Here is a 17,065-nt window from a genome sequence, read left to right as displayed (position 1 = left end):
CTCAGCCCATGGCTTCCGGGGATTCGTAAAGGGATCGGAACGCCTCGACTGTCCAATCCGACGCGGGCGTCAACGCATACCGGACGCGCTCCTGTACTCCGACGTCCGCGAGGCTGCCGAACACGTCAGCCGCGTCCATCGTCTCGGCACGCAGGAAGAACGAACTCCCGCCACGCGCCGCCAGCACAAGCCCGATCCGGCTCCAATCATCGAAGAAGTACTCCTGCAGCAGAGGAATGACCTGCAGACGGAATACATTGCGCAGATCGTCCAGACTCCCGACGCGGGTGAAGTAGGCATGCCCGATGAGCCGGTCGCGGTCGGCCAGGAACTCCAGGCGCTCGTTGATCGCCTGCAGCAGCCGCGCAAGCTCGACGCCTTCCACGCGCCGCTCCAGCACCTTGTAACTGGGCGGCATCTCTTCGAACTCGAAGCGACGCCGCAGCGCGATATCGAGCAGGGCGATCGACCTGTCGGCCGTGTTCATCGTGCCGTAGATATCCAGGTTGTCCGGCACGCCGAACCGCTCCGCTTCGCCATCCTCGTCGCCCGTCCCGGGAAGCTGGACCTCCATGCCGCCGACCAGATTGCTTTCCGCATCGTAGTGCGCGCGCTTGTCCGGCTCGATCAGGGTGATGAGTTCGCCGAACACCTTGGCGATGTTCGCCCGATTGATCTCGTCGATGAACAGGGCGTAGGGCTTGCCGGGATTGGCCCGTGCCTCCGCACAGATCTGCTTGAACACGCCGTCGACCATGCGGAAGCCGGCATCGCCGTTGCTGTCGGCGGCAATGGGGCGCAGGCCGATCACGAAATCCTCGTATGAGTAGGAAGGGTGGAAGGTCACCACGCGGTAGCGCGAGACAGCCCGGCCGGCGACTCCCGGCCCTGTCTGCCACGCGTCCAGCAGTTCCGCGGCCTCTGGGTCCGCCTCCTGCCAGTCCGCGACGACGGTCCAGTCTGATTCCTCGCCTTTGATGAACACGAATGGCGGACGACGGTCGGCCACATTGACCGTCGTGACATCCAGCGGCGTATGACTCTGCATGTAGCCCCACAGGCTGGCCCGCACATTGCTCCGCTTACGCTGGGCAGCCTTCGCCCGAATCAGTGCGTGCTGCTCCAGCGTCGTGACCTTGACGGCCTTGCCCAGATCCGCGAGGGCAGCCGCGATGACGGCACGCCAGCCGAATCTGGCGACCAACCCCAGCTCCCACGTGGTCCGGTCCACGTCCGCCGGCTGGTCGGTGTACTTCGCAAACAACTGCTGCAGCTTCCAGGTCTTGCCAGTCCCGGGTGGTCCGTACAGGATCAGGTTGCGCGCAGGCCCCGTACGCCTCACGTAGGCAGGCTCGTTCTCCTGCACGTGGGTCGCACCGTCCTCGATCCCGCTCTCTTCTCCCGCCGCCTCGTCGGGCTCATTGGGCTTCTTCCACTGGTCGCGCAACGGTTCCAGATAGAAATCGAGATCCTTGGTGCCGTACCGTTCTTCAAGGCTGCGACGCAGATCGAGGAGGGCATCATCCAGCTGCCGATCGGTCCAGCGGCGGGTCTGCCTGATCGGTGACACGCCGAAACCAGCCAGCACCTTGTAGCGGTCGCCATTGCTGGACATGCGCTCGACTCGCTCGGGAAACAGGAAGTAGCGGAGCATGTGGCGGAACTGCCGGTCGCCGCTTTCCTGGATCGTCTCGATCCAGTCGAGAAAGCGGTCGTAGTCGGCGAAGATTCCGGCACGGTCCGCCTCGGGAACCGCCTTGATCGACTGCCCCAGCCGGATCAGGTAAGCCATTTCGCGCCAGCGGTTGGTATTGACACCCATGCCGCCGGAACCGATGCCGTCCAGCAGCTTGTCCGACAGCATTGGGTGTGCGGGGTCCAGTTGCTCGCCAGACCAGCCCCAGACCTCCAGAATGCCTTCGCGCTTGGTGTCTTCGGTGATGTTGCTGGGAAACAGGAACAGCGCCCAGAGCAGCTCGGCCATCAGCTTGCGGGCATCCGCCGGCGCGGAGGCAAGCTGCGTCTTGAGTTTCTCGTAGAAGCTCCCGCTGCCGGCGTCGGGTTGCTGGATGAAGTGCCGGTCCAGCGCGTCGTAGTTCGCGGCGGTACTGATCGTGCCGCCGCCCAGCACGCTGGCGTCCCCAACCAGACTGGTCTGCACCCAGCGGCGCCCAGCTGCCGTGATGGTCGGCGCGTCGTGATGGTAGGTATAGAGCGCCATTCGATCTCTCCGAGGGTACTGGCGTGTCAGGGAGCAGAGCGGGGCAGCGCCGCCGCCACATCGCGGAACGAGGCCAGTGCAGCCTCCAGATGGTCGATGATCTCCTGCGCCAGTACATCGGGCGGCGGAAGGTTCTCCAGGTCGTCGAGGCTGTCGTCCTTGAGCCAGAAGATATCCAGGCTGGCCTTGTCACGGGCAACCAGGTCCTTGTACGCGAAGTAACGGAAGCGCTCCGACTCCTTCCGCTTGTGCCGGTTGGCCGGGTTGTAGGCCTCGACGAACTCCTGCAGGTCTTCGCGGCGCAGCGGCCGGGTCTTCAGGGTGAAGTGCTTGTTGGTGCGCAGGTCATAGATCCACATGCCCTTGGTCTGCACCTTGCCATCCTTCGGCCTAGCGTCGAAGAACAGCACGTTGGCCTTGACACCCTGTGCATAGAAGATGCCGGTTGGCAGGCGCAGCAGGGTATGGACATCGCAGGTTTCCAGCAGCTTGCGGCGGATCTTCTCACCGGCACCCCCCTCGAACAGCACGTTGTCCGGCAGCACCACGGCTGCCCGGCCGGTAGTCTTGAGCATCGAGACGATGTGCTGAAGGAAGTTGAGCTGCTTGTTTGATGTGGTCTGCCAGAAGTCCTGGCGCTCGTAGGTCAACGCATCGCGGTCTTCCTCACCGTCCGCGCTGGTGATGGTCATGCTGCTTTTCTTGCCGAAGGGCGGATTGGCAAGCACGTAGTCGAACTTCTGGGCGGGCTCGGAGATCAGCGCGTCGGCGCGATCCACCGTCGGCTGACCATCAAGGTCGCCGATGTTGTGCAGGAACAGGTTCATCAGGCAGAGGCGGCGGGTGGCGGCAACGATCTCGTTGCCGAAGAAGGTCTTATGCTTCAGGAAGTTCTTCTGTTTCCGGTCTAGGGTCACGTCATCGCGGGTGAGCCAGTCGTACGCGCCAAGGAAGAAACCGCCGGTGCCGCAGGCCGGATCGGCGATGGTCTTGCCGGGTTCGGGTTGCACGCACTCGACCATGGCTTCGATCAGTACACGAGGGGTGAAGTACTGCCCGGCGCCGCTCTTGGTGTCCTCGGCGTTCTTCTGCAGCAGGCCTTCGTAAAGATCGCCCTTGACGTCAGTATCGAGCCCGATCCAGTTCTCGGCATCTATCATCTGCACCAGGCGCGCAAGCTTGGCCGGGTCCTGGATCTTGTTCTGGGCCTTGAAGAAGATCGCGCCCAGCATGCCGGGCTCTTCGCCCAGCTTGTGCAGCACTTTCAGGTAGTGTGCTTCCAGCGGCTCGCCGGCCTTGCTGCGCAGGCTGGTCCAGTCGCAACTCTTCGGGATACGGGTGTCGCGGTTATAGGGTGGCTGCGAATACTCATGCGCCAGCTTGAGGAACAGCAGATAGGTAAGCTGTTCCAGATAGTCGCCGTAGCCGACGCCGTCGTCGCGCAGGGTGTGGCAGAAGTTCCAGACCTTCTGGACGAGGGTGCTTGTGTTCATAGAAGGGCTTCCACCCAAGCTTTGTCTCGATGGGTGCCAATAGCAGCCCGGAAAAAACTTGAGTATTCGTGATCTTGGGAAAGATGCTTTGTTATCTCAGAAGTGACCGCCGGGTTCGATGTGTTACCCATCAACGTTAGCAGGGTGGCCAGTGTTTGCCAGCGACTGCGTTTGTCTTCAGGCGTGTTCCACTCATTGAATCCCAACCGATCAATTGTGTATCGCGCGCGCGCATACTCCCATGTGCCATCCGGCGCGGCCGGCTTGACCTCGCCGTCAATGCCATTAGCGAGCAGCGCGCAATCAGACTGAACGCAAGGGTCCAGCAACCTAGGCGACTCAGTATCCAGTTGTCCCGTAGGCAGTGCACAACGCTGTGTCTCATCACGAATAGGGAACTCGTTGGCCTTGCCGTGCAGAACGTCGGTGTCATCTTTCTCCGGTCGATTGCATCGTTGGCACGACAGCCGGAAATTCGACCATTCATAGGCCAACCAGTAGTAACCCTCATGACCCGCCAGCTTCACGCCATCGACCGTAATGCCGAGTTTCGGCCGAAAGTGGTCGACATCAAACGGTGCGCGTGTGCTCTTGGCTTCGCAATACCAGCATTTGTACCCGCTGGCCTTGGCAAGCCAGTTCTTTAGCAAGCCCCAGCTACCGTTCTTTCTGATGTAGGCAGACCGAAGCGCGTGAGTTCCCAAGGAATTGACCTTCGCGAGCCTGCCTGCGTGAACCTTTGGCCAGCGCGCCGGCAAATGTGGGGGCGAAGGAATCAGGATGAATCTCAAGCCTGCCCCTCCTTCAAGCTGCGCAACAGGCTTAACACCAAAGCGTCGAGCGCCTTCTGCTTGTTCTCTGGAGTCACAATGGCGCCGTCGATATCGCCGTCCGCAGCCAGATCAAATCGGGCACGCAGAAACTCTTGCTCCAATCTATCCCGGGAAGCAAAGTTGAAATCCAGTCCTTCTAGACGCGTACGGATCTCAACTAGTGTGGCGCGATCGGTATCGCTGAGTGGGAGCTGCTGAGTGGACAGCTGGTGCAGTGCCAGCAGGTCCTCATTGGTGGCTGTATCCAAGCTGGTGCCCAAGCCAAACATATCGCTGGTTACGATGCCGGCGAAACCCATGCCTTTCGGATCGACGGCCGGATTCTCGGCGCGTACTGCATGGCTGCCTGCTTCGCGATACAGGATCTGCACTTGTTCTTTCGCCAACTCTGCAATGGCCAACGGGTTGTGGGTCGTCAACACGATGTGACTGCTATCCTTCCCGTGACTGCCTTGCCCGACAAAGGATTTTAAGTAGGTCAGGTAGTCCACGCACCACCGCGGATTCAGATGAGTATCCGGCTCATCTAGCAGGAATAAGCTTTCGTCCTCGGCGGTGAAGCGCAGCAAGCCCAGCACGGTTAGCAATTGCTGCTCACCTTCGCTGAGTTCCCGGAAGGTCACGCTGCCATCGTTCTTCTTGAGCTTCACCCGGATTCGTACTTCTTCGATGAGCTCCGAAACGTAGGTGCTTTCTAGGTCACGGAAGAAGTGCGACGCTGGCTGCTCGCCAACCAGGCGCCGCAAAGCTGCGATGTCTTTTACATAGAGATACTTGAACTGCAGCGTTTCCTTATTCCAGAGCGATGTTGAAACGCGGCGACTAACCTCGATGGGTGCCAACGCAATGTCGTAGAGGCGAGACAGAAAATCGCGCACAACGCCGCGCGCATTCCAGAATCTCGAATCACCGTCGGCTGCCCGTGATTTCCACGGTGGTTGGCGCAGCACGAACAGTACCGATTCAATGCCCTCATCCGGATCGAGGCCGAGGTGGTTATCGAGAAAGGCCCGCACCACCTCAGACTGCTGGATCAGAAAGGCTAGTAATACAAACTGGCTGTGAACCGGCATGGCGTAGAACAGGCGCTTCAGCCCGGGGTCTTCGCCGTTACGCAGCTTACTGTCGTAGTTTTCGAGATAGGGGCGAAAAACTTCGTGCATACGCGGGCTTTCGCCAGAGTAGTAGCTGAACACATAGCGCGGCAGATACTCGTCACCTGCATTCAGGAAGGCCGTGAGTCTGATAGCCTGGCCACGCAGGGCTGGCACCTGCGCTTCGCTCTCGATTGGTGAGGTCAGGCGCCCTTCGCCACTGGCTTGCGCATCGGTCGCAACGTGAATTCTGAAAGCCTCCTTGCGGTCGGGGTCGGCATCAATGTGAATGTGCCGCAAGCTCTCGCCTACGCCCATGCGATAGGTCAGCTGAAAAGCAAAGGCAGGCGAGCGATTCTTGGCGATTAGATCGCGAAAGATAATGGCCAGCGCCTCCAGCACGTTTGACTTGCCGGTGCCGTTCCAGCCGATCACCACCGTGACCCAGTGACCCTGATCGAAATCGATGGTCACATTCTTCAGGTTCTTGAACTGGTGCTTCGGGCTGTCTTTGTCGCTGCCGATGGTGAGTTTGTCCAGACGCATGCTTAGTCCACCAGCAACTTCAGATTGTCATGCAGTTTGCGGCCTTGCGCATCAGTCACGGTCTCGACTGCAAGTATCCCTGCCTTGTCCAGCTCGCGTAGCTCGGCATACAACTCTTCAATCCGGTCCGTCAGTGCTCCATCGGCTACACCACAGCGGCGGAATGCTTCTTGCGCGGAGACCCAGTCGCCCGCTTCGGTCAGCACGTCGATCAATTGAGTCACCATCGCGGCGATCTCCTTCTTTGGTTTGGTGGCCTTGCGGGGCTTGGGTTGTTTGGCGTTCTCTGCCCCCTCGGCGCGGATGCGGACCAGCAGTTTGCGGGCGGGCTCCTCGTGGGGATCTTGCGGGACGAGTTGACCGGCGAAGGCGGCTTTGAGGATGTTCTTGCGTTGGGCTGAGGCTTGCTTTAGTCCGCGCAAGATTGCCTCTCGTTGCTGCGCAGACTCCTGTCGCTGGGAAGAAAGGACTGCTGCAATCTTGGCCTGCTCCACAAATGGAGCGAGAGGTACGGCGAGCGCTGCCAACTTTGTTCCATTTACATTCGCTTGGCCGACTTGCTGTGTGGCAACTGACTTTACCCAGCGCCTTCCGTACGCAGAGTTGATGAATGCGGCGACAAGCTCCGGGACGCACCACGGCGATAGTTTTACAGCGATGAGGTACGACGCATAGGAGCACGGGGACATCTGAGAACGATATACCGCAGTCTTCCCGACCAACTCTGGGCTGTTCGTCCTGTTGAATAGAAGATCCCCATCCTCAAGCAAAAGCTCCGGGAACTCAGAGTGGTCGACTGGAAGGTACTTAAGAGACTCGCAATCAATCTCACCATCTTGAATATTGCCCATGCGCAGCACAGGAACACCGCTGCTGTCCTCATTGGTCTTCGCGGACGAACCGTACTTTTGCGCAATGGAAAGTTGCTCAACGCTTGCCCATACCCAGCCCTCCGGCAGTGGAGGGAGGTCGGTTAGATCGGCTGCTGTAGGCTCCGGGTATTTGGCTTGCCAACCCTTGAGTGGCGTCTTGCCTTGCTCGGCGAACCTGGCGAGTTGCTTCTGCTCCCAGCGGGCGCGGCGTTCGGTGAGGATGCGTTGCAGCAGTTCCGCGCCGGTTTCTTCCGGCGCACCATGAGCCGCGCGCCAGTCGGCGGTCAGGGCGCCATCCACCGCTGCCTTCAGCAGCGACTGGCGGTACTTCGCCAGCTTGCGCTGCGCGGCCTTCAGCTCGGCCACGCCGGCGTCGAGGTCGGACAACAGTTCTTCGAGTTTTTCGACAATACGTACTTGTTCGGCGTAGGGCGGCACGAGAAGCGGAATCTTCTTCATTGCCGCGCTGGTCAACTTCAAGCGCGTGCTGCCGGTAACAAAATCGTGGTAATCGGTCAGATTGAGCTGATGCACTAAGAAACGATTGCTTAGAGCTCCTTCAAGTCCGCGCAACACATGCGCGTGGTTGTTGACCCAATAGCGCCCGTTGACCATGTAGGCCTTGTCGCGGTGTTGATCGAGGAACGGGGCGCCGTCCTCGCCAAGGAGAACTTGTTCTCCCTCTGACCGGTAATCGTCGATCCAGCCTACTTGACCGGTTGCACCGTAATAAGGGAACAGCTCGGCTTGCGGCTTTCCTTCGATCCGTCTGGACCGTTCTGAGGAATTGATGGGCTCGCGCTCAAAATCTCTGACCTCAACGATTTCACCTAACTTCTCCTTGGCCCAGCCAGGGGGTAAGGCATCACTCACGCCACCAACTCCTCATTCATCTCGGCCAACAGTTCATCCAGCTGGCCATCAAATACTGTCCACGCCTTCTGCAGCCCGCCCTTGCCGGCCAGCTGCGCGTAGTCGAAATCCTCGCGTTCGATGCGGCAGCTGCTGGCGATATGGTCCTTGACCAGCCGCAGCCACTCCATCTGTTCGGGCGTGAACGCCGTTGCGCGGCGGGCATTGTGCCGGAACACCCAGTCCTGGAAGCGCTTGTCCACGTGGTCGGCGAAGGGCCGCAGCTCGTCGTCCAGCCCCAGTGCGAAGCGGACAAGTGACACCAGGTCGGTCAGCTGCCGGCGCAGGCCGCTGCCGCGTACCTTGCTCTCCTGCACGCGGGCGTAGGCGGACCACAGCTTCTCGGTGGTCAGCATCAGCGGCGGGCGCTGCAGGGCGTCGTGCAGGTCCTCGATCATCTCCAGGGTCAGCTCGCGGCGGCTGTAGGGCTGGGCATAGAAGAAGCCCAGCGCCGCGATCTCGTCGCGGTGCGTCTCCAGGAACTCGCGGAACCGGCCTACCGCGGCCTCGGCATTGGCCTGCGCCTGCGCGGCATACTCGCTGCGCGTCACCGAGTCCAGGTTCAGATGGTCGATCAGCTGCTCGCGGTCCCGTCGCGCCGATTCGATCAGCTCCCGCAGGGCCGGGTTGTCGAACGGCGCGCAGGCGGCGTCTGCCCGCTTCTGGCGGGCGGCGTCCAGCTCCCCGGCCGTCAGGGTGTCGAGGCTGCGGGTGATCCCCGCGGCCCTGGCCGCATCCAGCGCGTCGGCCGCCACGCGGTCCGGGTCGAGCGCCTGCACCAGGCCGCGCGCCAGATCGTGCAGGCCAATCCCGCCGCTGGCCTGCCTGATCTTCGCCAGCGCCTTGTCGTCCAGCTGCTTGGCCAGGCGCACCAGGCGGTTGCCGAGGCTCAGCACGGTATCCTCGTCCCGCGCGCCGATCGCCACGCCCTTGAGCAGGCTGTCCAGGCTGAGGCCGGGCTTGCGCTCCAGCGGCCGGCTTTCGGTCTTGAGCGACTTTTCCACGCCCACGGCGTCAATCAGCACGAAGTGGGTCTTGGCGCTGTCGGCGGAGTTGCTGACCTTCTTGAGCGACTCGGCGTCCAGGCTGCGCACGCCACGCCCCTTCATCTGCTCGTAGTAGCCCTTGCTGCGCACGTCGCGCATGAACAGCAGCACTTCCAGCGGCTTGACGTCGGTGCCGGTGGCGATCATGTCCACGGTCACCGCGATGCGCGGGTGGTAGTCGTTGCGGAAGCTGGCGAGCACGCTGTCGGCGTCGTCGCCGGGGACGGCCTTGCCGGTCTCCGGGTCGATGCCGGCCCGGTAGGTGACTTTCTTGCAGAAGGCATTGCCCTCTCCGTAGATCTCGCGCACGGTGCGGATGATGTCGTCGGCGTGGCTGTCGGTCTTGGCGAAGATCAGGGTCTTGGGCGTTTCCTTGCGGTGCGGGAAGATGTGGGTCTCCACCGCCGTCTTCATCGCCTGGATCACCTGGCGGATCTGGCTGGGGTTGACCACCGACCGGTCGAGCTCGGTGGCGCCGTAGGCGGTGTCCTCCTCGGTCTGCGCCCAGCGCCTGGCGCGGGTTTCGCGGTCACGATGGTCGATCCACTCCCTGGCTTTGAGTTCGGCGCCCTTGGCTGTGATCTCGGTTTCGATCTCGTAGACGTCGTAGCCCACGTTCACCCCGTCCACGACGGACTGCTCATAGCTGTACTCGGCCACCACGTTCTCGTTGAAGAAGCCGTAGGTGCGCTTGTCGGGCGTGGCGGTGAGGCCGATGAGGAAGGCGTCGAAGTAGTCGAGCACCTGCTTCCAGAGGTTGTAGATGCTGCGGTGGCACTCGTCGATGACGATGAAGTCGAAGGTCTCGATCGGGACCTGCGGGTTGTACTTCACCAGTCGCGTCTGGGTATCGGCCTGCCCCAGCTCGTTGAGCGAGATGTCCTCGCTGGCCTCGGCCAGCTCGGTGCCCGAGAGGATCGAGTACATGCGCTGGATGGTGCTGATGCAGACCTGCGCGTGCGGATCGATGTGGATGCTCGACAGGCGCTGCACGTTGTACAGCTCGGTGAACTTGCGGCCGTCGTCCGGCGGCGTGTAGGCCATGAATTCCTGGTGGGCCTGCTTGCCGAGGTTGCGGGTGTCGACCAGGAACAGGATGCGTTTTGCGCCGCCGAACTTGAGCAGGCGGTAGACCGAGGTGATAGCGGTGAAGGTCTTGCCGGCACCAGTGGCCATGTGGACCAGGGCGCGCGGCCTGTTCCTGGCCAGCGACTTCTCCAGCCCGGTGACGGCGCCGATCTGGCAGTCACGCAGGTTGCGCTCGGGCAGCGGCGGCATCCGGGTCAGGCGGCTGCGCAGGGTGTCCGGCTTTGACGCCCAGTCGGCCAGCGTCCGTGGCTGGAAGAAGTGGAACAGCTCGCGGGCGCGGGGCGCCGGGTCGGCGCCGTCGGTGAACCAGATGATCTGGCCGGTGCTTTCGTACAGGAAGCGCAATGGCGTGCTGCCGGTACGCCACTTGAGGGTGGCGTTGGCGTAACGCTCGGTCTGGCCTTCGTGGGCACTGAGGTTGGCACCCGCCTCGTCGCGCTTGGCCTCGATCACGCCCACCGGGGAGCGGTCGACGAACAGGATGTAGTCCGCTGGCCCGGTGTCGGTGGGGTACTCACGGACGGCGACACCCGGACCAGCGCCGAGGTTGAGCTGCTTCATGTCCTGTACGACCCAGCCGGCGGCTTCCAGCTTGCCGTCGATCAGTAACCTTGCCTTGGTTTCCGGTGTCATCGTCCCCCCACGGTGACGCGGTGCTTCCGGCTGAAGTGTACTTGGATCAGTGGGTTATGGCGCATGCGCAGGTCAGGAGAGCGCTTGGCGGTCACGAGTTGCCTTCCGGGCAACGGTCGTTGCCGTCTGTGCAACAGTGGCGGCGCAACGGGGTGAAAGGGAAGGGTAGGGCTTAGACGCACGCGGCCGGAGTCGCCTTGCTTTCAGGTGGCGCGGACATTAGAAGGTTGCGACTTCCGGCTGCCCAGACGCGGCCCACGACCGGATTTGCATCAGCGCCGAGCTGCCGCGCCTTGCGCGCGACTGAAATCCAGTTGCGCGCAACCAAGTGTCGCTTGCGCGCAAGCCTTCGCAGCTTGCGATTGGATGGTTCGTGCTTGCGCGCGACCGCTGTTAGCTTGCGCGCAAGCCAACTTCGCTTGCGCGCGACTGTTGCCGCCTTGCGCGCAAGCCGGGCTCGCTAGCGCGCAACCGTCGAACGCTTGCGCGCAAGCCATTTCGGCTCACCGCCCACTGTTTCCCGCTTGCGCGCCGGCCATTTCCGCTTGCGCGTTACCGATGACGGCTTGTGCCATGCCCGCCGGCAGCCGCGTAGGCCCAGTCCTACCCGTCGCCGGGGCGTTGTCCTACAGCAGCGCGCGGACTTGCCCCGCGGCGCGGCGGGCAGCCGCCCGCTGGAATGCCAAGGCCGGACGGGGATGTGCCGGCCAACTTTCACATGGACCAAGGAGACACGTGATGTCGCAGAACCTGATCGACCTGAGCCTGGATGCTGAGCGGCTGGGACGCCTGGATGCCGCGCTGGCGGCGGTGGAGACCGAGTTGGCCGGGATGGCCGCGCTCGGGCCGGAGCAGACGCGCGAGCTGACCAAGATGGGCGCCAAGTCCGAGGCCTTCGTGCGCCAGAGCACGGTGGCCTTTGCCGAGAATCCGGGCGTGCTTCCGCGCAACTTCGATCTGGAAGGCTTCCAGCGCGAGCTGGCCACGCTCGACGCGCTGCGCCCGCGCCTGCAGCGGATCAAGCGCCTGCAGGAGCGCATGGCCGGCGCGGAGGTGGCGCTCGGCAGCGACCTGATGAACGCCGCGCTGGAAGGCTATGCGGTGCTCAAGGTGTCGGGCCGGGGAGAGGGCATGGAAGCACTGAAGCGGCTGCTGTCGCAGCGGTTCAGCCGCACGGCGCGCAGCGCGGCGGCGCAGCCGGAGCCGGTGCCGGCCGGTTGATCGCGACGTGGCGTGTCCGGCCCTGGAAGGCCCCGTTTCGGCGGGGCCTTTTCCTGTGGGCTGTCTCGGGTTCCCGACGGTCCTGTCGACAACTAAGAGGGTGGCCGATGCCTCGGCGCGCGATGCCGCAGGTTGTTGTCCCTTGCACGACGCGCGAGGCAACTGTTCGTGCGTCCAGCGTGGTGTGGTCCTGCAGGCGCCACCGGTCGGGGTGCCTGCACGATGCGCTTACCGGTTGTTCGCGCCCTTCGCCGCCTGCTCGATCACGTCCGCCACCGCCCTGGGCTGCGTGAAGTACAGCGCATGGCTGGCTTCGACGTAGCTGATCCGCGCGCCGATGCGCTCGGCCATGTGCACCAGCATCGCCTGGTCGAAGGCCTTGTCCTCGGTGGCGATCACCGCCCAGCTGGGCTTGCTGCGCCAGGCGGCGTGCTTCACCGGGACGGCGAACTGGTCCATGGTGATCGGCACCTGCGAATCGCGCAGGAAGGCGGCGTCTTCGTCGCTGGCGTCGGCGGCGAAGCCGGCCTTGAACTTCTCGCCGTTGAGGTAGCCGATGCCGTCGGGGTGCACGTCGATCACGAACTCGGGCGTGGTGGCGAAGCCCTCGTACTGCTGGCTGGTGGTCTCGCCCTGGTCGGGGGCCAGCGCGGAGACGTAGACCAGGCCGGCCACCTTGTCGTGCACGCCGGCTTCGGTGATCACGGTGCCACCCCAGGAGTGGCCGACGAGGATGGCGGGGCCGTCCTGGCGGTCGAGGGCGCGGCGGGTGGCGGCCACGTCGTCGGCCAGCGAGGTCAGCGGGTTCTGGACGATGGTGACGCGGTAGCCGCGTGCGCTGAGGTCGTCGTAGACGCCGCGCCAGCCGGAGCCGTCGGCGAAGGCGCCGTGCACCAGCACGACATTGCGGACGGGGGCGTCGGGGGACTGGGCCTGCGTGGCGGGGGAGGCGGTGGCGGCCAGCGCGGTCGCCAGCAGGGCGGGGAGGATCCTGGTCATGGGCGTGTCCTTCGTTGGGTGGTCCGGTCGCGGGGTGGGCCGGTGGAGGCACTGTGCGCTTGGCGTGCCGGGCGGTGGCGATGCGGCGTCCGGGAAACTTGATCGCCCGTATCGGCGTCGGGCGGCCGTCGCGCCAGTCGTGGCACGGTGCTTGCACGGGCATGGGCGCGTGCTGCTGGCCCAGTCCGGGACGGCCGCGCAACGTGAGGCCCCCGGGAGGGCCAGGCCATGTCCTACAGTCCCATGCAGTCCACCGTCGTCGCCGGCCCGTGGCAGGCGCCCCCTCCGCCGCCGCCGATGCCAGCGCCGCGGCGCACGCCCGAGCGGCGCAAGGCTCCGCCCGCGGGCGATCCGTCCATGCTGCGCGAGGGGCTCACCCCGGCGCAGCTGGTCACGCTGGAGGCGCTGGAGATCTTCCGGTGGCGGCTGGCCTTCGTGCGCCGGCCGCTGTTCCAGGCGCCGATCCCGGTGCTGTTCGACCAGGGCGACACCCGCTTCGTGGTGATCCGCGAGGACGGCACGCTGGACGAGACGCCGACGCTGAAGCTGCGCAGCTGATCGTCGACCCGGGCAGCGCGCTGGGTTTCGGCGCGCGGGCCAAGGGTGCGTCTGCAGCCTGCGTGGCGCGGGCCACGCTGCGGGCCCCACGCTCGATCCCAGCCGGCGCACGGCGGTCACGAAGCGGTCCGGGTCAAGGTTGGGCAGCACCTTGGTGGTGTCCGGGCGCACCTGGTCGTGAGGTGCCGAGGCCGTCGAGCCTCGCAGGGCGGTGCCGTGCAGGGGCAAGGGCGGGCCGACCATCGCCCAGAGAGCCGTTCGAGTGCGTCCAGTGCATCGCCGGTCGTAAGGGTCGCGCGGCGGCGGAGATAGCGCATCCATCCAGCACGCCTGACGCGAGGCCGCGGTGGCGGGCCCGGCGGCGCCTCGCCGGCTCACGCGACAGGTGGCCGCTATCATGCCCGCCACCCCGCAAGGCGCACGGCCATGGCCAAAGGCAACCCGCTCCAGGAACAGCTGCTCAAGGCCGGCCTGGTCAAGAAATCCAAGGTTTCGCAGGTGGCGCGCGAACAGCTCAACGCGCGTCTCGGCAAGGCGGCGCCCACGGCGGCCGGGATCGAGCGCGAGGCGCAGCGTGCGCGCGAGCAGAAGGTCGAGCGCGATCGCGCGCTGGAGGCCGAACGCAAGGCTGCCGCCCGCCAGCGCGAGCTGCAGGCGCAGGCGCGCCAGATCATCCGCGACAAGCGCGTGCCGCGCAGCGGCGAGAGCGAGTACCGGTTCACCGCGGATGGCGCGATCCGCACGCTGCTGGTGAACGAGGACCTGCGGCGCAAGCTGGCCGATGGCGTGCTGGTAATCGCCAACGGCGGCGAGGGCTACGAGCTGCTGCCGCGCATCGCGGCAGAGCAGGTGCGCGAGCGCGATGCGTCGATGATCGTGCTGGATCATGGCCGGGCGGGGGATGAGGCGCCGGCGCAGAGCAGCGAGGACGATGCGTATTACGCGCAGTTCAAGGTGCCCGACGATCTGATCTGGTAGCGCCTGGCGGTGGGCGAGGGGCGACCTGCGGCCCCCACCCCAGCCCTCCCCCGCAAGCGGGGGAGGGGGCAACGCGGTGCGCGGGGCCGGCTGTGTCGCGGTGCGGCAGACCCGCGTCGCGGCGGCCGCTGACTGGGGCACGGTGGGGCCGACTGCGAGCACGGTGTGCGGCCGACTGCGGCACGGGGGACCGACCGCGTCACTGGACGCTTGCGCGCGACAGCTCCTTCCCCCGCTTGCGGGAGAAGGTTGGGATGGGGGCGCGCGCGAAGCGCGCGTTGGACGGTGCGGCGACCTGTGGCCCCCACCCCAGCCCTCCCCCGCGAGCGGGGGAGGGAGCAGCGCGGTGCGCGGGGCCGATTGTGTCGCGGTGCGGCCGACGTGCGCCGCGGCGGCCGCTGACTGGGGCACGGCGGGGCCGACTGCGGGCACGGTGTGCGGCCGACTGCGGCACGGGGGACCGACCGCGTCACTGGACGCTTGCGCGCGGCAGCTCCTTCCCCCGCTTGCGGGGGAAGGTCGGGATGGGGGCGCGCGCGAAGCGCGCGTTGGACGGTGCGGCGACCTGTGGCCCCCACCCCAGCCCTCCCCCGCGAGCGGGGGAGGGAGCAGCGCGGTGCGTGCGGCCGATTGTGTCGCGGTGCGGCCGACCTGCGTCGCGGCGGCCGCTGACTGGGGCACGGCGGGGCCGACTGCGGCACGGCGGGACCGACCGCGTCACTGGACGCTTGCGCGCGGCAGCTCCTTCCCCCGCTTGCGGGGGAAGGTTGGGATGGGGGCGCGCGCGAAGCGCGCGTTGGATGCTGAGGCGATCTGTGGCCCCCACCCCAGCCCTCCCCCCGCAAGCGGGGGAGGGGGCGAGACCGTGGCCGGGACGCGTTCGTTGTGCCGCCGCCTGGCTGTCGAAGCGAGTGCCCGCCGCTCTTCTCCTGAACACGCGCGACGGTCGCTTCACTGCCCGTTTGCCACGCTCGTCCGCCCTGACTGCGGTCGGCCAAGGAGCGAGGCGATGAAGCACAAGGCGCTGGATCAGCAGGTGATCGTGATCACCGGGGCGAGCAGCGGCATCGGGCTGTGTACCGCGCTGCTGGCGGCCGAGCGCGGCGCGACGGTGGTGCTGCTGGCGCGCAGCGCGGCGACGCTGCAGTCGGTCGTGGAGGCGGTCGGCGAAGGCGGTGGCCGCGCGGAAGCCATCGCCTGCGACGTGTCCAGCCGCGAGGAGGTGGATGCCGCGGTGGCGCAGGTGCTCGCGCGACATGGCCGCATCGACGCCTGGGTGAACAATGCGGGGGTGGCAATCTACGGTCGCCTGGACGAGGTCGCCGAGGCCGACAGCCGGCGCCTGTTCGACGTCAACTTCTGGGGCGTGGTCAACGGTTCGCTGGCCTCGCTGCAGGCGCTGCGTGCCGCGCACGGGGTGCTGGTGAACGTGGGCAGCGAGGTCTCCGACGCGGTGCTGCCGCTGCAGGGCATGTACGCCGCGTCCAAGCACGCGGTGAAGGGGTTCACCGATGCACTGCGCGTGGAGCAGGTGCGGGTGGACGATGAAGACCTGTCGATCGTGCTGGTGCAGCCCACCGCCACCAATACGCCGTATCCGCAGCATGCGCGCAACTATCTCGACCACGAGCCCAAGCTGCCCGATCCGCTGATCGATCCGCACCGCGTCGCCGAAGCGATCCTCGATGCGGCGCAGAAGGGCGGGCGCGATGCCAAGGTCGGCGCGATGTCGCACATGAACACGACGATGAGCAAGCTGCTGCCCTCGCTGGCCGAGCGCCTGGCGGCGAAGCAGGTCGATCGCCAGGAGCACGAGCGCCCGCCGCTCGATCCCGACGGCACGCTGTACAAGGCCGGCGAAAGCGGGCGGGTGTACGGCGTGGACAAGGACGGGCGAATTCTGGACCGCTGACGGCGTTCAAGCCCCTGGCGCCGAGGCAGGCCGATCGCCAGGAGCACGAGCGCCCGCCGCTCGATCCCGACCGCACCTGTACGAGGCAGGCGAAAGCGGGCGGTTGTATGGCGTGGACAAGGAAGGGCGAATCCTGGACCGCTGACGGCGTTCAAGCGCTTGGCGGCGAGGCAAGTCGATCACCAGGAGCGCGAGCGCGCACCGCTCGATCCCGGAGGCACGCTGTAGAGGCCGGCGAATGCGGGCGGGTCTATGGCGTGGACAAAGAAGGGCGAATCCGGACCGCTGAAAGCGTTCGAGCGCCTGGCGGCGAAGCAGAGGGATCGGCAAGAGCACGAGCCCGCCGCTCGATTCCGACGGCAAGCTGTACAGGGCCGGCGAAAGCGGGCGGGTGTATGGCGTGGACAAGGACGAGCGGATCCTGGACGGCGTCGGCGCCGCGCGCGCAATCCTGATCCGGGCCGGCATCCGCGCACCGGCTGCGGGATTCGCCCGCCCGGAAGTCGCGCGCGGCAGCCTCAGCAAGGACAGCCATGGCCGGGCTGGTGGCAGGCGGCAGTCCACGCGGAGCGCTGCGACGGGAGCTGCGTGCATCGCCCATCCCTAGCCACCAGGCCGGCCGCCTTGTCGACCGGGCCGTTTCGCCCATGGCTGCCGG

12 protein-coding genes are annotated in these 17,065 nt (G+C 65.4%); 5 read left to right on the top strand and 7 right to left on the bottom strand.

Annotation, left to right across the window (positions count from 1 at the left end; all coding sequences use genetic code 11):
- Position 1: 1 nt before the first annotated feature.
- Genes ACFQ2D_RS12780 through ACFQ2D_RS12755 form a run of 6 tightly spaced genes read right to left on the bottom strand, consistent with a single transcriptional unit; the run spans position 2 to position 10,739 of the window.
- Positions 2-2,221: an AAA family ATPase gene (locus tag ACFQ2D_RS12780; RefSeq protein ID WP_280941051.1), complete on the bottom strand. Its 2,220-nt coding sequence runs from the start codon at positions 2,219-2,221 to the stop codon at positions 2-4.
- Positions 2,222-2,247: 26 nt separating this feature from the next.
- A complete protein-coding gene (locus tag ACFQ2D_RS12775; protein ID WP_280941050.1) occupies positions 2,248-3,714 on the bottom strand; it encodes a class I SAM-dependent DNA methyltransferase in 1,467 nt (488 codons plus the stop codon).
- The gene (locus ACFQ2D_RS12770) at positions 3,711-4,505 is read right to left on the bottom strand and encodes an HNH endonuclease signature motif containing protein (RefSeq protein WP_280941049.1); all 795 of its coding nucleotides are present in this window, start codon (positions 4,503-4,505) and stop codon (positions 3,711-3,713) included. The genes ACFQ2D_RS12775 and ACFQ2D_RS12770 overlap by 4 nt, the downstream gene beginning before the upstream one ends.
- Positions 4,502-6,187 (bottom strand): AAA family ATPase, encoded by a 1,686-nt coding sequence (locus ACFQ2D_RS12765; protein WP_280941048.1) that lies wholly within the window; start codon positions 6,185-6,187, stop codon positions 4,502-4,504. The genes ACFQ2D_RS12770 and ACFQ2D_RS12765 overlap by 4 nt, the downstream gene beginning before the upstream one ends.
- Positions 6,188-6,189: 2 nt before the next feature.
- The gene (locus ACFQ2D_RS12760) at positions 6,190-7,932 is read right to left on the bottom strand and encodes a restriction endonuclease subunit S (RefSeq protein ID WP_280941047.1); all 1,743 of its coding nucleotides are present in this window, start codon (positions 7,930-7,932) and stop codon (positions 6,190-6,192) included.
- Positions 7,929-10,739: a type I restriction endonuclease subunit R gene (locus tag ACFQ2D_RS12755; protein WP_280941046.1), complete on the bottom strand. Its 2,811-nt coding sequence runs from the start codon at positions 10,737-10,739 to the stop codon at positions 7,929-7,931. The genes ACFQ2D_RS12760 and ACFQ2D_RS12755 overlap by 4 nt, the downstream gene beginning before the upstream one ends.
- A gap of 738 nt (positions 10,740-11,477) precedes the next feature.
- Here ACFQ2D_RS12755 and ACFQ2D_RS12750 point away from each other — a divergent pair.
- Positions 11,478-11,960, top strand: coding sequence for a hypothetical protein (locus ACFQ2D_RS12750; RefSeq protein ID WP_280941045.1), 483 nt, complete (start codon positions 11,478-11,480; stop codon positions 11,958-11,960).
- 228 nt (positions 11,961-12,188) lie between these two features.
- Here ACFQ2D_RS12750 and ACFQ2D_RS12745 read toward each other — a convergent pair whose 3' ends face one another.
- A complete protein-coding gene (locus ACFQ2D_RS12745) occupies positions 12,189-12,959 on the bottom strand; it encodes an alpha/beta fold hydrolase (protein ID WP_280941044.1) in 771 nt (256 codons plus the stop codon).
- A 228-nt stretch (positions 12,960-13,187) separates the two neighbouring features.
- On the opposite strand from ACFQ2D_RS12745, the gene ACFQ2D_RS12740 reads away from it, so the two are divergent.
- The 4 genes from ACFQ2D_RS12740 (at position 13,188) to ACFQ2D_RS12725 (ending at position 17,014) form a co-directional block, all read left to right on the top strand.
- The gene (locus tag ACFQ2D_RS12740; protein ID WP_280941043.1) at positions 13,188-13,517 is read left to right on the top strand and encodes a hypothetical protein; all 330 of its coding nucleotides are present in this window, start codon (positions 13,188-13,190) and stop codon (positions 13,515-13,517) included.
- A gap of 426 nt (positions 13,518-13,943) precedes the next feature.
- The gene (locus ACFQ2D_RS12735; RefSeq protein WP_280941042.1) at positions 13,944-14,495 is read left to right on the top strand and encodes a DUF2058 domain-containing protein; all 552 of its coding nucleotides are present in this window, start codon (positions 13,944-13,946) and stop codon (positions 14,493-14,495) included.
- A gap of 1,009 nt (positions 14,496-15,504) precedes the next feature.
- Positions 15,505-16,407, top strand: coding sequence for an SDR family oxidoreductase (locus ACFQ2D_RS12730; protein WP_280943974.1), 903 nt, complete (start codon positions 15,505-15,507; stop codon positions 16,405-16,407).
- 400 nt (positions 16,408-16,807) lie between these two features.
- Positions 16,808-17,014, top strand: a complete 207-nt coding sequence (locus ACFQ2D_RS12725; protein ID WP_386795671.1) for a hypothetical protein — start codon at positions 16,808-16,810, stop codon at positions 17,012-17,014.
- Positions 17,015-17,065 lie beyond the last annotated feature (51 nt).

Origin of the sequence: Luteimonas composti (genome assembly GCF_042678665.1) — a bacterium.
In the GTDB taxonomy this organism is placed as follows: Bacteria; Pseudomonadota; Gammaproteobacteria; order Xanthomonadales; family Xanthomonadaceae; genus Luteimonas; species Luteimonas composti.
This window is presented reverse-complemented; position numbering and strand designations above follow the sequence as displayed.

Bases quoted from the DNA above. Each gene is read 5' to 3' on its own strand.
- ACFQ2D_RS12745 (WP_280941044.1), bottom strand. From the start codon at position 12,959: ATGACCAGGATCCTCCCCGCCCTGCTGGCGACCGCGCTGGCCGCCACC.
- ACFQ2D_RS12780 (WP_280941051.1), bottom strand. From the start codon at position 2,221: ATGGCGCTCTATACCTACCATCACGACGCGCCGACCATCACGGCAGCT.
- ACFQ2D_RS12735 (WP_280941042.1), top strand. From the start codon at position 13,944: ATGGCCAAAGGCAACCCGCTCCAGGAACAGCTGCTCAAGGCCGGCCTG.
- ACFQ2D_RS12775 (WP_280941050.1), bottom strand. From the start codon at position 3,714: ATGAACACAAGCACCCTCGTCCAGAAGGTCTGGAACTTCTGCCACACC.
- ACFQ2D_RS12750 (WP_280941045.1), top strand. From the start codon at position 11,478: ATGTCGCAGAACCTGATCGACCTGAGCCTGGATGCTGAGCGGCTGGGA.
- ACFQ2D_RS12730 (WP_280943974.1), top strand. From the start codon at position 15,505: ATGAAGCACAAGGCGCTGGATCAGCAGGTGATCGTGATCACCGGGGCG.
- ACFQ2D_RS12765 (WP_280941048.1), bottom strand. From the start codon at position 6,187: ATGCGTCTGGACAAACTCACCATCGGCAGCGACAAAGACAGCCCGAAG.
- ACFQ2D_RS12740 (WP_280941043.1), top strand. From the start codon at position 13,188: ATGTCCTACAGTCCCATGCAGTCCACCGTCGTCGCCGGCCCGTGGCAG.
- ACFQ2D_RS12755 (WP_280941046.1), bottom strand. From the start codon at position 10,739: ATGACACCGGAAACCAAGGCAAGGTTACTGATCGACGGCAAGCTGGAA.